Source organism: Vreelandella profundi, assembly GCF_019722725.1.
Lineage (GTDB): Bacteria > Pseudomonadota > Gammaproteobacteria > Pseudomonadales > Halomonadaceae > Vreelandella > Vreelandella profundi.
Genome location: NZ_CP077941.1, coordinates 1,616,721 through 1,633,590, shown reverse-complemented (window position 1 = coordinate 1,633,590; position 16,870 = coordinate 1,616,721). Strand labels below are relative to the sequence as shown.

Below are 16,870 nucleotides of genomic sequence, written 5' to 3'. Positions count from 1 at the left end.
GATTTTTTGCATTTATTGGCTATTCATGACAGGCGGACTGCCGATCCCAAGAACTGTTTCTAAGATCAGTTTCTAAGAACTGGTTCTAAGAACTGTTCTTGCAAACTATTTTGGCTATCAAACATGACACTGTCACGGAGTTATCAAGCATGTTTTACACTATATACTTAGTCAGCTCATAGGGTGATGTCGCTTGCTCATAGCGTATGCTGCTTTTTTTATAATTGTGCGCATCGCATAGATCCTAACAAAACCATGCTCTGATTAAGCCCACAAAGGAGTGATTAAGAAACTTGTTTCCGATTGGAAACACGTTAACATGCATTATTATTCGTTTGCTGGCTACCCGCTGACAGTCGCCAAGGCGAGCGACAAGCGCTAGTATGCTTGGACACAGAAAACCGCTTCATACAGGAAATTATCATGAGCAATCTTCCCGCTAATCTTCGTTATGCTGCAAGCCACGAGTGGGTGTTTGACCACCAAGACGGCACCGTCACAGTAGGCATTACCGATCACGCTCAGCAGGCGTTAGGCGATGTGGTTTTTGTTGAATTACCCGAAGTAGGCGCAGCGCTTACGAAAGGTCAGGAGTTCGGTGTCATTGAGTCGGTCAAAGCGGCGTCTGATCTTTACTCACCCGTGAATGGTGAAGTCATCGAAGTCAATGACGCGCTTGAAGACTCGCCTGAAACAGTCAATGACTCCCCTTATGACGGCGGCTGGATCATGAAAGTACGCCTCGAAGGCGCTGCTCTGGAAGATCTGCTAGACGCAGATGCCTATCAAGCAACGCTCGGCGCTGACGACTAATACGCTAGTAGGGCCTGCCTTCTCTGGCAGGCTCTTCGCTTTTTGCCGCTGCACGGTTCTCTCTTAACGTCCGGAATCTACCTCATGTCTTTTGAAACACGCCGCCTGGCCGAGCTGGCCGACCACGATGCTTTTATTAAACGTCATAACGGCCCCAACGCCGACGACGTATCTAGCATGCTAAAAGCGCTCAACATGAAGGACATGGACGACTTAATTGGGCAAACCGTGCCAAGTGATATTCGCCTTGGGCGCGAGCTAGCGCTTGACGAACCGCGCAGCGAAGCAGAAGCACTCGATTACTTAGCCCAGCTTGCACGGCAAAATCGCGTGGTTAAAAGCTATATTGGCCAAGGCTACTACGGCACTCATATGCCCGCGGTTATCCAGCGCAACGTATTAGAAAATCCAGGCTGGTATACGGCTTACACGCCCTATCAGCCAGAGATCTCCCAGGGCCGTCTTGAAGGCTTGCTAAATTTCCAGCAAGTGGTGATGGACTTAACCGGCATGGAGCTTGCCAATGCTTCGCTACTTGACGAAGCAACCGCCGCTGCCGAAGCCATGGCGCTGTGCAAACGTGGTAACAAGAAAAGCAAGTCCAACGCCTTTTTCGTGGCCGACGACGTTTTTCCACAAACGCTGGATGTCGTCAAAACACGCGCCGAGTTTTTTGGCTTTGAACTGATTGTTGGTGCTGCTGAAGACCTAGCCCAGCATGATGTGTTTGGCGCATTGGTTCAGTACCCCTCAGCAAGTGGCCAGGTGCGTGATCTTGCGCCGCTGATAGCTAAAGCCGCTGAACGCAACATTATGACCTGCGTTGCCACAGATCTATTGAGCCTTGTAGTGCTGAAAGAGCCAGGCCAGCTAGGTGCTGACATTGTCGTTGGTAACTCGCAGCGCTTTGGCGTACCGATGGGCTTTGGCGGCCCGCATGCGGCGTTCTTCGCCACCTCCGACAAACTTAAACGCTCCATTCCTGGGCGCATTATCGGGGTGTCTAAAGATAGCCGTGGCAATACGGCGCTACGCATGGCCATGCAAACGCGCGAGCAGCATATTCGTCGTGAAAAAGCGACGTCTAACATTTGTACTGCACAGGCGCTACTGGCTAATATCGCAGGTTTCTACGCCACCTATCACGGCGCTGAAGGCTTACGTAAGATTGCTGGTCGCGTTCATCGCTTGGCAACGTTACTTGCCGAAGGTCTCAAGCAGGCCGGTTTATCGCTCGCCCATGACAGCTGGTTTGATACGCTGTGCTTAACCGGTGTGGACGCAGGCAAGATTCATGGCCGCGCCATGACCCACGACATTAATCTACATTACTTTGCCAATGGCGATGTGAGCATCAGCCTGGATGAAACCACCACGGCCCACGACATCGCGACGCTGTTTGACGTTTTACTTGGCGATGAACACGGCCTGTCTGTCGCGGTGCTGGACGAGCAGGTCATTTCAAGCGGCGCATCGGGCATTCCCTCTAGCTGCCAGCGTGAAAGCGACTTTTTGAGTCACCCGACGTTTAGTCGCTACCGCAGTGAAACGGAAATGCTGCGCTACTTAAAGCGTCTTGAGAATAAGGATCTTTCGCTTGCACATGCGATGATCCCGCTCGGCTCTTGCACCATGAAGCTTAACGCCACCAGCGAAATGATTCCCGTCTCCTGGCCATCGTTTGCGCACCTGCATCCGTTTGCGCCTCGCGATCAAGTCGCGGGCTACCACCAGATGATTGACGAACTCTCGGCATTTCTGGTCGAAGTGACCGGTTACGATCATCTTTCGATGCAGCCAAACTCCGGTGCACAGGGCGAATATGCCGGATTAGTAGCCATTCGTCGTTACCAGGCCGCTCAGGGTGAAAGCCATCGCGATGTCTGCTTAATTCCTAGCTCTGCCCACGGCACCAACCCTGCCTCAGCGGCCATGGTGCAAATGAAGGTAGTGGTGGTCGAATGCGACCAAAACGGCAACATTGATATGGCGGACCTGCGCGCTAAAGCCGAGCAGCACCGCGACCAGCTTTCTGCCATTATGTTGACCTACCCTTCTACCCACGGCGTGTTTGAAACCAGCGTGCGGGAAGCCTGCGACGTTGTTCATGACAACGGTGGCCAGGTTTATATCGATGGCGCCAACATGAATGCCCAAGTAGGTTTAACGCGACCCGGTGATTTTGGTGGCGATGTTTCCCACCTCAACCTGCATAAAACCTTCTGTATTCCTCACGGCGGCGGCGGCCCGGGCATGGGGCCTATTGGCGTTAAAGCGCACCTTGCGCCCTATGTCTCTAATCACGTTGTAACGCCCATCAGCGGCGTTAATGCTGATAGCGGCGCCGTCTCCGCGGCCGCCTTCGGCAGCGCGTCTATTCTACCCATTTCCTGGGCTTACATTAAGATGATGGGCGCTCGCGGGCTGCGTGAAGCCACCGAGCTTGCCATCCTCAACGCCAACTACATTGCCAAGCGCTTAGAAACATCTTTTCCTATTCTTTATCGCGGAAAAAATGGCACGGTGGCACACGAATGCATCATTGATATTCGCCCGCTTAAAGCCGCCTCGGGTATTAGCGAAGAAGATATCGCCAAGCGCTTAATGGACTATGGTTTCCACGCGCCGACCATGTCCTTCCCGGTGCCTGGCACGCTGATGATTGAGCCAACAGAGTCAGAATCGTTGTATGAAATCGACCGTTTCTGCGATGCGATGATTGCTATTCGGGAAGAGATTGCGCGTGTCGAGCGTGGCGAGTGGCCGCTGGATAACAACCCGCTCGTGAATGCACCGCATACTCAGGCGGACCTTATGGATAACGACTGGCAGCGGCCCTATGACCGCCAGCTTGCGGCGTTCCCAACGCCTGCTGTACAGGCGGCTAAATATTGGCCCGCCGTTAACCGCGTCGACAATGTCTTTGGCGATCGTCAATTGATTTGCTCTTGCCCTAGCATCGACGAATACCGCGACTCCTAACGTCGATTAATCACAACGCCTCTGCTGCCGATATATTCAACGGCAGCAGAGGCGTTTTTTCTTGCAGGCGCTGAGCATGAAATCCGTTCAGCAGCTTCTCGTAGCGCTTTGGCAAAACGGAGTCACGCCGACGTAATAGATACAGCACTTCATTGACTGCATTTGGCAAATTAAGCTCTTTAACCTGACGCTGCCAGGGCGAGGTTTCTAACACCAGTCGCGATACCACCGTAAACCCCAGCCCCCTCGCGACCGCGTCTAACACCATACTCACTTCATTAGTAAAACCCTGATGCCGGAAATGCGTCATTGAACGAAACTCATCCGGGTAATTCGCGCGCAGCAGCGCGTTAGCATGATTAATGCCATCGTAATAATTCAGAAAACCGATGCCCATTAAATCTGACAAGGTACTGCCGGCGAAATCAGCAGGGACGACTAAGCACAGCGGTTCCTGGTGCCAAAGCGAGCAATCAAGCTCAGAATGGCTCATCGCCTCCGTCACAATCCCTATGTCGTAACGCCCGTCAAGAAGGTCGTTCACAATTTCATGGTTAAAGGCAAAGCTGTAATTGACCGTTAAGTTAGGATGCATTTGCTGCTGCCCTAAGATAAACGGGTAAAACATCAGGCCGACACTTCCAGGGGATGCTATCCGGCAATCGCCACTGTCTAATGAGTCGTCGTCCAAACCATGACGAAACTGCTCGTGCTCGGCAAACAGCTTCAAGGCGTAGTCGTAGGCTCTGCGCCCCGTCTCGGTAAGCGTAAAGCTACGCCCCTTACGTTCCAGCAGCTCTTTATTTAAGTATCGTTCCAACTTGCGAACATGCTGGCTTACGCCAGGCTGCGTCATTTCTAGGCGGTGCGCGGTGCGTGTAAAACTCCCTGTTTCTACAAGCGTAATAAAGGTACGAAAATACTGGGCATTAAACATAGTTAATCGCCATGGCCTTGGGAACAGTCTTTGGTAACAGTCTTTTGAGGCAATTTTGACAAGGCGTTGTTTAAAAATAGTCTTAAAAAACGGCCTCTACGAAACAGCCTTACTAAGCAAGAGGCTCTTTAGTCGCCATCACTTTACATCGCTTATAATAGCACAGCTGCAATGCGCTACCGCTGCGCTGTCCCCGCTGCTTGAGCGTGATAGTATGCGTAGAGTAGTTATCAAACGATCATGGACAGCCCCACTAATGACCGCAAACGTTCAACCTCGCGCCACCCTTTCGAGCATCATTTCCCCTGAGGGAAGCCTCGAAGTACTTTCTCAACATGAAGTAAACCGACTGCATAGCACGTCTCAAAACGGTCTGCATGATCTGCTCAGACGCTGTGCGCTGGCAGTGCTGAATTGCGGCAATCCTACCGACGATAGCTTGGCTATTTTAGAAGCCTACAAAGATTTCGATATTGAGGTATTGCAACAAGATCGCGGCATTCGCCTAAAGCTGACTAATGCGCCAGCAGAAGCCTTTGTCGACGGCCGTATGATTCGCGGTATTCGCGAACATCTGTCGTCGATTATTCGCGACATTGTGTACGTCTATAATGAGATTCAGCACCATAACCGCTTCGACCTGAGCACTGGCGAAGGCACCACTAACGCGGTTTTTCATATTTTACGCAAAGCAGGCACGTTAAAGCCCGGCCGCGACCCAAGTTTAGTCGTCTGCTGGGGCGGCCACTCCATTTCGCGCGAAGAATACGAATACACAAAAGATGTTGGCTACCATCTGGGCCTACGCGACTTAGATATTTGCACCGGCTGCGGGCCTGGCGCCATGAAAGGGCCGATGAAAGGCGCGAACGTTGCACATGCGAAACAGCGGCGTAAAGAAGGACGTTATTTAGGCATTTCAGAGCCCGGCATTATCGCGGCCGAAGCGCCTAATCCTATCGTCAATGAATTAGTCGTAATGCCGGATATTGAAAAACGCTTAGAGGCCTTTGTGCGCCTGGGGCATGGCATCATCGTTTTCCCTGGGGGCGTGGGCACCGCAGAGGAAATTCTCTATTTACTGGGCATTCTGCTGCATCCCAGCAACAAAGATATTCCTTTCCCGTTAATTTTTAGCGGCCCTGCTGATTCCGCGGCCTACTTCCAAAAAATAGACGAGTTTTTAGTCTACACCCTCGGCGAGGATATCCGTCGCTACTACACCATTATTACCGGGGATCCGGTCGCCGTTGCGCGCAGCATGCGCCAAGGTATCGATGAAATTGCTGAATTCCGGCGCGCGCATCATGACGCTTTCTACTACAACTGGCGCCTGACGATTGCACGTGACTTTCAAGCGCCCTTCGAACCTACCCATGAAGCAATGCGCGCCCTAGCACTGCATCGCCAACAGCCTACTCACGAGCTGGCAGCCAATCTGCGCCGCGCTTTTTCAGGGATTGTGGCTGGCAACGTAAAAGAACCCGGTATTCGTGCAATTAAAGCCCACGGCCCCTTCGAGCTGACAGCTGAACCTGAGTTGATGCAACGCCTTGATGAGCTATTGACCTCCTTTGTCGCTCAGGGTCGTATGAAACTTGACGGGCAGCCCTATACGCCCTGCTATGTGTTGAAGTAATAGGCAGCGTAACAGCGAGCGATCAAACAGCCGCCTAGGTAAGGCGGCTGACTTTTTAGCAACCACCGGACCCGCCCATGCTAATTGCGTTTATTACGTTGTTAATTGCTGGAATCGTCAAAGGCGCGATAGGGTCAGGTGTCCCGGTTATTGTCGTACCTATTCTCACAATGCTTTACGACGTGCAGCTCGCTATCGCGATTCTGATTGCGCCTAACCTGTTTAGTAATGCCATACAGATATGGCAATACCGCCATGACTTATTGCCGCTTCGTTTTTTAGCGGTTTTTTCTATCGCCGGCGGCTTGGGCATCCTATTGGGTACTTGGGGGCTAGTCATATTATCGCCAGACATGCTGTCACTCGGCGTGGCCTGTGCGATTGTCATGTATCTCGTCATTAAATTGACCAGGCGCCACTTCACACTCTCTTTTGATACAGCTAAACGCGTGGTTATTCCTGCAGGGCTAATGGCAGGCATTCTTCAAGGCGCAGCCGGCATGTCGGCACCAGCCTCGGTGACTTTTCTTAATGCGATGCAGCTTGAACGACGCGTATTTATTGGCTCAATATCGGTTTTCTTTGTCGCGATTACCAGTGTTCAAATGCCGGCACTGATTGCCACTGGCATTCTCACATGGGAGCGCTTCCTGCTTAGCATGGCCGCCTTGATGGTTCTGCTAATCACCATGCCGTTTGGTGCAAGCTTAGGCAAACGTCTGCCTCACCGCTGGTTCGACAATCTTATCATGCTGCTTCTTGCCACTATCGCATGCAAAATTTTTGTTGATACCTTGATCATCCGATAGTAACAATCCCAGCCCAACGCAGAGCGTTCAGATATACAGGGGAACCTATTTATAAAAATCGGCCCTAATGTAATGACTTAAAGAGCGCACGCCTCACTCATTCACTGCTGAAAGGAATTCACAATGCCGATGATTGACCAACTTAATAGTGGCAAAACGAAAGACTTTGCAAAACATTGCTATGAAAGCAGCTCTACCGACAAACTTCGTAATGCTGTTGAAGGACAGGCAGACCAAGCCGAAATGGCCCATTGGGGTCTTAGCGAGGGGGAATGGAAAGAGGCAATGGCCGCAGCTTTAGCGGATCAAATGGAAGGAAAGTAGCGACGACGGGCAAGCTCTAACCAATCAAAAAAAGCGCTACCGGGCAACCGATAGCGCTTTTAAAGTTTTGGGATTTTTCCAGTCGTTACTTTGCTGCGGACACGGTATCTCCATACTGGTCACGCAAGCGCGCTAGCCTCTCTGCTTCACTAGCAGTCAAATCAGAGGAATCCCACAGCGTCTGATCATCTTGGCCGCGCGCACCCTCCACGCTGATCGTTAGCGTCGCGCTATCAGGAATCTGAACGTTCCCCCATGGCCCAAACCGGTTAGGCGCAAGGCTCAGCGACTGAGTTTCTCCCGCCTCAATACCACCGGCAATGATGTAATAGAAGGTTTCATCGACCCAGGGCGTTTCCCGGCCTGGACTCATCACAACGCCCCTCAGGGAAAGCTGCGATAAGGCCTGGGCGGTACCATTGGTCATTTTAAGATCAATAACAGGCTCAGGAGCGCCATAAGGGCTCTCGCTGATATAAAATCGAGCTTCATCAATGCTAAAACGCGCTAGCTGTTCTTTATAGCTTGCTGCTTTCGCCTGCTTTTCTTGAAGGCGGGATAATGTTCGAATGGCCTGCTCGCGTTCTCTTGAGCGCCGCTCTCGCAGTATCTCATCAGCACGCTGAATGACTTCGTCTCCCGTCAGCCCATGCATTTGAGCATTCGCTAACTCAGCAATTTCAGCGGCATTCATACGCTGCGGGTTGAGAATATCGATACCACCGAAGGTCGCGGTAGCAATGATGATCAGCGCTTTATCAAAATCGTTTCGCTTATAAACGGGCAGCGATTCACGCACGTTTTCGACAGAAACCACTGACGCTGGCATGGAGCTAGTATCGATTTTGGGGTCTGAGCAGCCAGCTATCATCAACAACGATAGTGATAGGGCAGACAGCCTGACAAGGCTCCACATACAACCACCTCAAAACAGCAGATAAAAATTGCTGAGGAGCTTAACGGAAAGCGCTACCTACCACTAGCCCTTGGCTTTTTTTAGTGAGCCCTTTGCATACTCAAAATAATAGGATTTCTGTTCGACCCAAGCCATCCGCCATGGATTTTCCGGCCCTAGCTCTAAAAAGGGGCTTAACTGGAATAGCCGTACCTGCATAACATTTGTTATTTAAGCCGCATTTAACGCTTCAGCCGGCCCAAAGTGCTCAAAGTGACGCATTGATGCCGGCACACCTAACCGCTCCAACTCTTGATTGACCAGCGCCATAAAGGCATGCGGACCGACGAAATAGCAGCGGGCCTTTGGTGACACATATTTAGCTAGCAGCGCGTTGTTGACTCGGCCTTGATGATCACCGCCCGCCTGATTTTCGTAAATAGTCACCGTATTTAGCTGCTCAGGGTAGAACGTGCGCAGCTCGGCCAGTGCATCGCCGAACGCGTGATGTTCAATATCTAATGCGGCATGCAAATAGGTGACGTTTCTGCCTAACTTAAGCGCCTGCTTAGCAATTGGCAGCAAGGGCGTTTGACCAACACCGCCGCTAATCAACAGCAGCGGCTCGTTATCACCGGCCAAGATCAACTCACCCGCGGGAGGCAGCAGCTCAATGGTGTCACCGACACTCAGCTGATCGTGAAAGTGTCGACTAGCAACACCATGGTCCTCGCGTTTGATGGAAAGCCGGTAAGAGCGGCCATTGGGTACATCTGAAAGGCTGTAATGCCGATAAACCGGCTCCCCGTTGATAAACAGCTTCACACCAATATACTGCCCTGGTAGATGGGCGGCGACTTCTTTACCGTCTTCAGGTTCTAAAATGAATGAACGAATGACGCTGCTTTCCTGCTTGGTTTGCGCAATCCGAAAACGGCGCGTGCCACGCCACCCCCCGGGCTGCTGTTCAAAGGTGTTATATCGCTGCTTTTCCATGTCTATCAGGACATCAGCCAGCTCCTGATACAACCCACTCCACGCATCGGCTATTTCGGGCGTAACGGCATCTCCAAGCACCTCGCCAATGGCCGCCATTAAGCACTCACCGACAATAGGATACTGATCCGGCTGAATGTCCAAGGCGACATGTTTATTGACCACTATTTCTAAGGTTTCACGCGCTTTCTGGGGCGATTGGCGCAGTTGAACATAGGCCAATATCATGCCTGCTAGCGCGCGAGGCTGGCCGCCATTTTTTTGATGTGTCGAGTTAAATAATGGTTTTACCTGAGGGTAGCGCTCAAACATAAGCGGATATAAACGCTGAGCAATGGCGTTCAGATGCTCAGCCACTACAGGAGCAGTCATTTGAATAATGTCTTCTTGTGCAGGAGTCAACATAAGCACCTCATAAGATATATTTTAAATACATCTTTAAGATACCAAGCTTTCCTCATGGCGTAAACATATCGTGAATATCGTTTCAGCATGCCTTGGCACGCCGTACAATGGAGCTTTTCTTGCGCTGGTGGCCTTCTATGCACTTAACTCGCTATACCGATTACTCAATTCGCGTACTGCTATATCTCGCGGTTAAGGGCGAACAGCGGTCGACGATCAAAGAAATAGCTGAGACTTTTTTCATTTCAAGCAATCATCTAATGAAAATTGTCCAGGAACTCAATCAAAAGGGATATCTCACCGCGATACGAGGTAAAAATGGCGGGCTGCTGCTGTGCCAACAGCCAGAAACAATTTCTTTAGGGGCGTTGATTCGTGACACTGAAAGCGAGATGGCGCTGGTCGAGTGTTTTCGTGACGATAACAGCTGTGTAATCACGCCCTCATGCCGATTGAGACCGATATTAGCGGAAGCGCTATCGGCATTTCTTAGCGTATTAGATCAATATACCCTTGCCGACTTATTGCAAGACCGCTCTCAGCTTGCAACGTTGATGCGCATTCCTGTATTCACCATTAGTGAATAGCTGATGGCTGGCCTGATGGACTAGCGGACCACACGAAACACTCAGACAAAAAAACGCCGCTCGGTTTTAACCTAAGCGGCGTTTTTCAACATATTTGGTCGGAGCGACAGGATTCGAACCTGCGACCTTTGCAACCCCATTGCAACGCGCTACCAAGCTGCGCCACGCTCCGCAGTCTTTATTGGCCTTTACATCTTTGCCTCAAGACGGTGCGTATACTAGCCGGTTCGTGAACAAATGAAAAGCCCTTATAGCGTTTCTATTCAAGTATTTGTCACACCCCACTGTTACCTTTCATACCCTCTTCACTCGCGTTGATCAGCTTCAAGCAGAAGATACGCCATGGCGTCATACACACCAGGCGCAGCCACGAGCAAATGCTCTGAGTAGAGATCAGCTGGCACCGCTGACGGCACTTCGTATAAGTGCCCTACTCGTGCGCCCGCCTCTCGTGCTATTACCCATCCTGCAACAAAATCCCAGGGCGAAACACTTTCGTAATAGGCATCTAAGCGTCCACAGGCAACATCGCATAAATCTAGCGCGGCCGCACCATTGCGACGAAGATCTTGGCAGTGCATTAGTACTGCTTCTAAACGTTTTAGCAGCTGTTTACGCGACTCATGACGATAAGGAAAGCCTGTACCAACCAAGGTATGAATCAGGGAATCTGCGTTGCTCGGCTGAATGGATTGACCATTGCAAAAAGCTCCTCCACCTTCTACAGCACTAAAGGTTTCGCCTAAAAATGGCGCATGAACCACGCCAACTTTGGCAACACCCTCTTCCATCCATCCTATAGAGACAGCTACGTGCCGCAATCCCTGGGCAAAATTGACCGTGCCATCGATAGGATCTACGACCCAAAGTCTTTGGGCTTTTACATGCAGAGCGCTTTCAGGAGCGAGCTCTTCACTTAGCCGTGCTTCACCGGGAAAGTGCTCCTCTAGCCGCTCGCTTATAAGCCGATCAACAGCAACATCCACATCGGTGACCAACTCATTATCTTTTTTCAAATGCCGCGAAAACCCCTGCTGCTCGCGAGCGCCAACAATCATCTGGCCGGCTTCCTCAGCGATGGAAATGGCGATTTTGAGCCGAGACGATAGCGTGTGGTCAGTCATTGAATCTCCTATTGGGGATGACTAATGGATATAACTGAACACAATAAGCTGACAAGGGATAATTTTCGAGTCGCAGCGGCTTTTAATGAATATATTTAGCACCGACCAGCCCTTTTCATATCAACGGAGGACGATACCAAGCGTTGTTAATTCAACGACATTCAGAAGGCAAAAATTTAGGATCGATCTCGTTCTCACCACCCACTCTGCACTCCCAATTAATACCCTCACCACCTTCCCCATTAGGATCAAAAACTAGCGTGCCACCTGCCAAGTCACTAACAACCGAACTATCTTGCATTGTGATTACTGTTACGCCCGATTCTCCTGGAGAAACATCAATACTCGCAACATATCTACCCGAGAGCTGGTCTGGCGCAGAGAGCCCTGCTTGCTCATTATCATCAGGAAATGCACCGTGCGTTATATGGTACTCAGAAATAGCTGCTTTGACAGGCGACATTAAACTCAAGGCCTCACCCACCTGTGCACGCCCTACATAGTTCTGATACTGGGGCACCGCGAAGGCCGCCAAAACCCCAATAATAGCCACAACGATCATCAGCTCGATCAGCGTGAAGCCGCGCTGATTACTGCATCGGATTACCCGCGTTTCTCTTAATGATAATGGCACGGTTAAGCTCCTGATATCTCGGTAGAAAGCCACACTATTAGTTAATTATAATGAGTTGTAAAATTAAAAAATAGCTCATTACAATTAATATTACAAGCCAAAAACATAATATATCTAATTAAATATTACCCTGTTATTGTTGCTAAAAATAAGGCTAATCTAGTGCAAGCAGTCGCCTAATAACGACACGCGCTTTCGTTCATGCTGATCTAATATAGGTCTTCAGATGAGTCAGCCATATATAAAACCTAAGGAAGGGCATCCTATGCCAAATGGTGACGCTTTAAATATTAAGCGCCGCCTTGTCCATCATGGGCTATTGACGGATACACAGGCAGGCGCACTGGAAAGAGCGTCCAATAATCTAAAAATATCTTATTTTCAGCATGTTATTGAAAGCGGGCTAATTGATCCTGTTGCTGCAACGGTAATAGCGGGCGATGAACATAGGCTTCCCGTGATAAGTCTTGATGACGTTAATATGAGTAGCTTACCTCCGGCATATAAATACCCCGCCCAGCTACTGCGACGCCTTAAAGCCCTTCCAGTGGCACGCCATGGTCAGCATTTAACCGTCGCAGTCGCCTATCCTGCGGCATTGACAAAGCTGGATGAACTACAAATAGCCACGGGGCTTAATATTGAAGGCATACTCGCACCTGCAGACCAAATCACAGCATCTCTTAATAGTTATCTTTCTTTAAGTGAATATAACGATGATACGCCACATGAGCTAGACGCTATTAATTCAGCTATTAACGATCTAAACACTGCGGCGAGTCCGCACTTGGATAGCGAACAGCCCATGGAAGAGTCCTTTCAGGACAGCGATGATGCGCCCGTCGTGAGATTTGTTAATAACATCGTGTTGGATGCGGTTCGTCGTGGCGCATCCGACATCCATTTCGAGCCCTATGAAACACTTTATCGCGTGCGCTTTCGCATAGACGGATTGCTCGTTGAAATTGCCCAACCTCCGCTAGCATTGTGCAAGCGGATTGCTGCCCGTTTAAAAGTCATGGCACGCCTGGATATATCAGAACGACGACTGCCGCAGGATGGCTCACTAAAACTCAATATTTCGCAAACCCGTGCGCTTGATTTCAGGATCAATTCGCTACCCACGGTCTATGGTGAAAAGATTGTGCTTCGAATTCTAGATCCCGCTACCGCCCAGCTAAGCATCGAGCAACTAGGCTTTACCGATGAGCAGCGTGACCACTACCAGCAAGCGTTAAAACAGCCGCAAGGCATGATCCTAGTAACCGGACCTACCGGTAGTGGCAAAACCGTTTCGCTCTATACCGGTGTTAATATTCTTAATAAAGTTGAGCGCAATATTTGTACCGCAGAAGATCCTGTTGAAATCAAGATACCCGGTATCAACCAGGTAAGCGTACTACCCAAAATAGGCCTCGATTTTGCCAGCACACTGCGGGCATTTTTGCGCCAAGATCCCGACGTGATCATGGTCGGTGAAGTTCGAGATCTTGAAACAGCTGACATTGCCGTCAAGGCCGCTCAGACAGGCCACTTGGTGCTGTCGACGGTGCACACCAACTCAGCCGCTGAGACGCTCATCCGTCTCGCTCAAATGGGTATTTCATCATTTAACATCGCAAGCGCCGTAACGCTCATTATTGCCCAGCGCTTGGCGCGTAAGCTTTGCCCACATTGCAAACAGCCTGCGGAAGTTCCTCATGAGATATTACATAAACAAGGCTTCTGCGATGAAGAAATCCTTCACTCGACTATCTACAAAGCTGCCAGCTGTCGCCACTGCACGCAAGGTTATAAAGGTCGGATCGGCCTTTATGAAGTGGTGCCTATCACTGATGCCATCCGCCAGTTAATACTGCGCGATGCTAACGCGCTTGATATCGACCAACAGGCCCGTCGAGAAGGCTTTCTGAGCCTGCATCGCAACGGCTTATTAAAAGTAATGCAGGGTGTTACCAGCCTTGAAGAGATCCACCGAGTGAGCAAGGAGTAAGGTATGGCCAATACCAAACGCCTGCGCCCTACTCGTGCCACTAGGCTCTCGCGCTGGAAATGGATCGGCAAGGGATCTCAAGACAGGGCGTTAAGTGGTGAAATGATCGGGCGCAATAAGGCTGAAATAGCCGCAAGATTGCGCAAACAAGATATTGTTGTCCGGCACATTAGCAAGAAAAGCAACTTAGTCGGCAGTAGCCGCATTAACGCTAGTGACATCACGCTATTTGCCCGCCAGATGGCGACAATGATTCGAGCGGGCATTCCCCTTCTGCAAGCGCTTCAAGTGGTCACTGAAAGCTTGAAGAAACCTGCTATGGCGTCCGTCATGCAACACGTGATGAATGATATTTCGTCAGGCTCGAGTTTTTCTGACGCCTTAGGCCATCATCCAAAATACTTTGATCGACTGTTTGTTAACTTAATAAATGCAGGCGAACAGTCTGGTGCGCTGGATCAAATGCTTGATCGTGTCGCCACATACAAGGAAAAAGTGGCGTCGTTAAAAGCGCGTGTAAAAAAAGCGCTGTGGTACCCCTGCGCCGTTTTAACGGTCGGCATTGCAGTGACCATGCTGCTGTTAATCAAAGTAGTGCCTGAATTCGAGGCTATGTTTCAGAATTTTGGCGCTGAGCTACCGGCATTGACGCAGATGACAGTGAACTTTTCCGAGCTTGCTCAGCGCTATTGGCTTGCAGCGCTCCCCAAGCACTGCCTACCGCATGCATGCAGCGCTTCTTCACTTACCCGTGATAGGCGATATTGCACACAAATCCGCCCTTGCTCGCTTTTCACACACTTTAGCAACGACGTTCGCATCGGGTATTCCGCTGGTCGAGGGATTAGATATAGGCGCTGGAGCCACAGGCAATAAGGTTTATGAGCGTGCGGTGTTACAAACACGTAGGGATGTAGCCACCGGGCACCCGTTACATTTTTCTATGCGTATGACAAACTGCTTTCCCCCTATAGCCATTCAAATGGTGGGAGTCGGGGAAGAGGCTGGCTCACTAGACGCCATGCTTAATCGTATCGCCGATTATTATGAAGAAGAAGTCGATAATAAAGTCGATGCGCTAACGTCGCTCATGGAGCCCATTATCATTGTTATATTAGGTGCTGTGGTAGGTGGCGTTGTGGTCTCGATGTATTTACCTATCTTCGAGCTAGGTTCTGCTCTCTAAGGTTTCTATCATTTCAAAATGCTGAGGAGCGACATGTACCACCCTTCTCTTATCGTGTGGTTACTGGCTTTAATGGTCGGGCTTTGCCTAGGCAGTTTTCTCAATGTCGTGATTACACGTCTGCCGGTCATGTTAATGCGCTATTGGCGCGGCGAGGCTCGTGCAGCTCTTGAACTAGATGAAGAACAATCAACGCGCTTTAACTTAGCAACACCTGGCTCTATGTGTCCGCGCTGTGAAGCCCCTATCGCTTGGCACGACAATCTGCCTGTTATCGGCTGGATAAAGCGTCGTGGGCGCTGCGCAGAGTGTAAAACAGGCATTAGCCTACAATATCCCTTAATCGAAATAGCCGGCGGCCTGTTAGCCTTAGCCGTGTTAGCGCTTCACGGACTAAGCGCAGAATCCGTATTTATTTATATCGCCTGCATGATGCTGCTAGCCCTCGCCGTGATCGACTTTCGCACTCAATTGCTACCCGACGTAATCACCCTACCGCTACTATGGGCAGGTTTGCTGTTCCAGCTTATCTTCCAGCCATTGATGCTATCGGATGCTGTCATTGGCGCCATGGCAGGTTACTTAATCCTGTGGGGTTTTTATTGGCTATTCAAACTAATCACGGGCAAAGAAGGCATGGGCTTTGGCGACTTTAAATTGCTCGCGGCACTTGGCGCTTGGCTAGGATGGAGTTTTTTACCGCTAATGTTAATACTTTCCGCAGGACTTGGAGCCATTATCGGGCTCATCACACAGGCCTTTTTGCCACATTTACGTGGAAAGCCGCTACCATTTGGCCCATTTCTGGCACTTGCTGGCTGGGTAGCACTGTTAGCCGGTGATGAGCTTATGGCGCTGTATGTCAGTTTGGTTATTTGAAACCCAGCCATTTTAAAATTAGCCATTTGAGGCACTTATGATTATCGGATTAACTGGGGGAATTGGATCAGGTAAGTCTACAGTTGCTCGTGCCTTTGAAACGCTTGGCGCCGCCTGGATTGATGCCGACGATGTGGCTAGAGAAGTTGTTGCCACCGGGGAACCCGCTTTGCTTGCCATTAAAAATCGCTTCGGTAATCAAATCGTCTGCCAAGATGGCACGCTTAATCGCGCCGCTCTACGTGACATTGTCTTTAAAGACCCTGAGCAACGGCAGTGGCTAGAGTCGGTCACGCATCCCAAAATACGCGAGCGTATTCTAGAGCACTTGAAGAGGCTTAAACTCCAGGGCGCGCCGTATGTGCTGCTGGTGTCGCCGCTACTGTTTGAATCGGGTCAAAGCGAGCTGGTCAGCCGCTGCATCGTTGTGGATGTGTCTCAAGCGCTGCAACTCTCCAGAACCCTGATGCGAGATGGGGTGAGTGAAAGTCAGGTGCGTGCTATTCTCGCGGCCCAACTTACACGCGACCAACGGCTAGCAAAGGCAGATGATGTGATTGATAACAGTGGTGACCACGCCAGCATGACTAAGCAAGTGGCACGGCTTGATACATCCTATCGTCAGCTGCTTAACTGCTGATATATCGCATTTGTTACCACAACCGGA

At 50.3% G+C, this 16,870-nt stretch carries 14 protein-coding genes, 1 tRNA gene and 1 pseudogene; 10 read left to right on the top strand and 6 right to left on the bottom strand.

Features of this window, described 5'->3' with window-relative positions:
• The first annotated feature begins 423 nt into the window (after positions 1-423).
• Together gcvH and gcvP are read left to right on the top strand one after the other, a co-directional pair.
• A complete protein-coding gene (gene gcvH, locus KUO20_RS07470) occupies positions 424-813 on the top strand; it encodes a glycine cleavage system protein GcvH (protein ID WP_235042228.1) in 390 nt (129 codons plus the stop codon).
• 84 nt (positions 814-897) lie between these two features.
• Positions 898-3,795 (top strand): aminomethyl-transferring glycine dehydrogenase, encoded by a 2,898-nt coding sequence (gcvP, locus tag KUO20_RS07465; protein WP_235042227.1) that lies wholly within the window; start codon positions 898-900, stop codon positions 3,793-3,795.
• A gap of 10 nt (positions 3,796-3,805) precedes the next feature.
• Here gcvP and KUO20_RS07460 read toward each other — a convergent pair whose 3' ends face one another.
• On the bottom strand, positions 3,806-4,732 hold the full coding sequence (locus KUO20_RS07460; protein WP_235042226.1) for a LysR family transcriptional regulator: 927 nt from the start codon (positions 4,730-4,732) through the stop codon (positions 3,806-3,808).
• A 256-nt stretch (positions 4,733-4,988) separates the two neighbouring features.
• Here KUO20_RS07460 and ppnN point away from each other — a divergent pair, with 256 nt between their 5' ends.
• From ppnN to KUO20_RS07445, 3 genes are all read left to right on the top strand, one after another.
• A complete protein-coding gene (gene ppnN / locus KUO20_RS07455; protein WP_235042225.1) occupies positions 4,989-6,371 on the top strand; it encodes a nucleotide 5'-monophosphate nucleosidase PpnN in 1,383 nt (460 codons plus the stop codon).
• Between the two features lie 77 nt (positions 6,372-6,448).
• Positions 6,449-7,180, top strand: coding sequence for a sulfite exporter TauE/SafE family protein (locus KUO20_RS07450; RefSeq protein WP_235042224.1), 732 nt, complete (start codon positions 6,449-6,451; stop codon positions 7,178-7,180).
• Positions 7,181-7,303: 123 nt separating this feature from the next.
• Complete coding sequence (locus KUO20_RS07445) at positions 7,304-7,504, top strand: hypothetical protein (protein ID WP_235042223.1); 201 nt, start codon at positions 7,304-7,306, stop codon at positions 7,502-7,504.
• 85 nt (positions 7,505-7,589) lie between these two features.
• Here the strand turns inward: KUO20_RS07445 and KUO20_RS07440 are convergent, their stop codons facing one another.
• Complete coding sequence (locus tag KUO20_RS07440; RefSeq protein ID WP_235042222.1) at positions 7,590-8,333, bottom strand: DUF6694 family lipoprotein; 744 nt, start codon at positions 8,331-8,333, stop codon at positions 7,590-7,592.
• A 297-nt stretch (positions 8,334-8,630) separates the two neighbouring features.
• On the bottom strand, positions 8,631-9,800 hold the full coding sequence (locus KUO20_RS07435; protein ID WP_235042221.1) for a globin domain-containing protein: 1,170 nt from the start codon (positions 9,798-9,800) through the stop codon (positions 8,631-8,633).
• A 137-nt stretch (positions 9,801-9,937) separates the two neighbouring features.
• Between KUO20_RS07435 and KUO20_RS07430 the strand changes: the two genes are divergently transcribed.
• Entirely contained in the window at positions 9,938-10,387 is a 450-nt protein-coding gene (locus KUO20_RS07430; protein WP_235042442.1) for an RrF2 family transcriptional regulator, read from the top strand.
• Between the two features lie 95 nt (positions 10,388-10,482).
• Here the strand turns inward: KUO20_RS07430 and KUO20_RS07425 are convergent.
• The 3 genes from KUO20_RS07425 to KUO20_RS16770 all read right to left on the bottom strand — a co-directional run bounded on the left by KUO20_RS07425 (position 10,483) and on the right by KUO20_RS16770 (position 12,145).
• Positions 10,483-10,559: transfer RNA gene (locus tag KUO20_RS07425), tRNA-Pro, on the bottom strand.
• 133 nt (positions 10,560-10,692) lie between these two features.
• Entirely contained in the window at positions 10,693-11,511 is an 819-nt protein-coding gene (locus tag KUO20_RS07420) for an inositol monophosphatase family protein (RefSeq protein ID WP_235042220.1), read from the bottom strand.
• A gap of 151 nt (positions 11,512-11,662) precedes the next feature.
• The gene (locus tag KUO20_RS16770) at positions 11,663-12,145 is read right to left on the bottom strand and encodes a pilin (protein WP_275415682.1); all 483 of its coding nucleotides are present in this window, start codon (positions 12,143-12,145) and stop codon (positions 11,663-11,665) included.
• Between the two features lie 265 nt (positions 12,146-12,410).
• Between KUO20_RS16770 and pilB the strand changes: the two genes are divergently transcribed.
• From pilB to coaE, 4 genes and pseudogenes are all read left to right on the top strand, one after another.
• Positions 12,411-14,138, top strand: coding sequence for a type IV-A pilus assembly ATPase PilB (gene pilB, locus KUO20_RS07405; protein ID WP_235042219.1), 1,728 nt, complete (start codon positions 12,411-12,413; stop codon positions 14,136-14,138).
• A gap of 3 nt (positions 14,139-14,141) precedes the next feature.
• Positions 14,142-15,324 (top strand): annotated as a pseudogene (locus KUO20_RS07400) (type II secretion system F family protein).
• Between the two features lie 33 nt (positions 15,325-15,357).
• Positions 15,358-16,203: a prepilin peptidase gene (locus KUO20_RS07395; RefSeq protein ID WP_235042218.1), complete on the top strand. Its 846-nt coding sequence runs from the start codon at positions 15,358-15,360 to the stop codon at positions 16,201-16,203.
• Positions 16,204-16,240: 37 nt separating this feature from the next.
• A complete protein-coding gene (gene coaE / locus KUO20_RS07390; RefSeq protein ID WP_235042217.1) occupies positions 16,241-16,843 on the top strand; it encodes a dephospho-CoA kinase in 603 nt (200 codons plus the stop codon).
• Positions 16,844-16,870 lie beyond the last annotated feature (27 nt).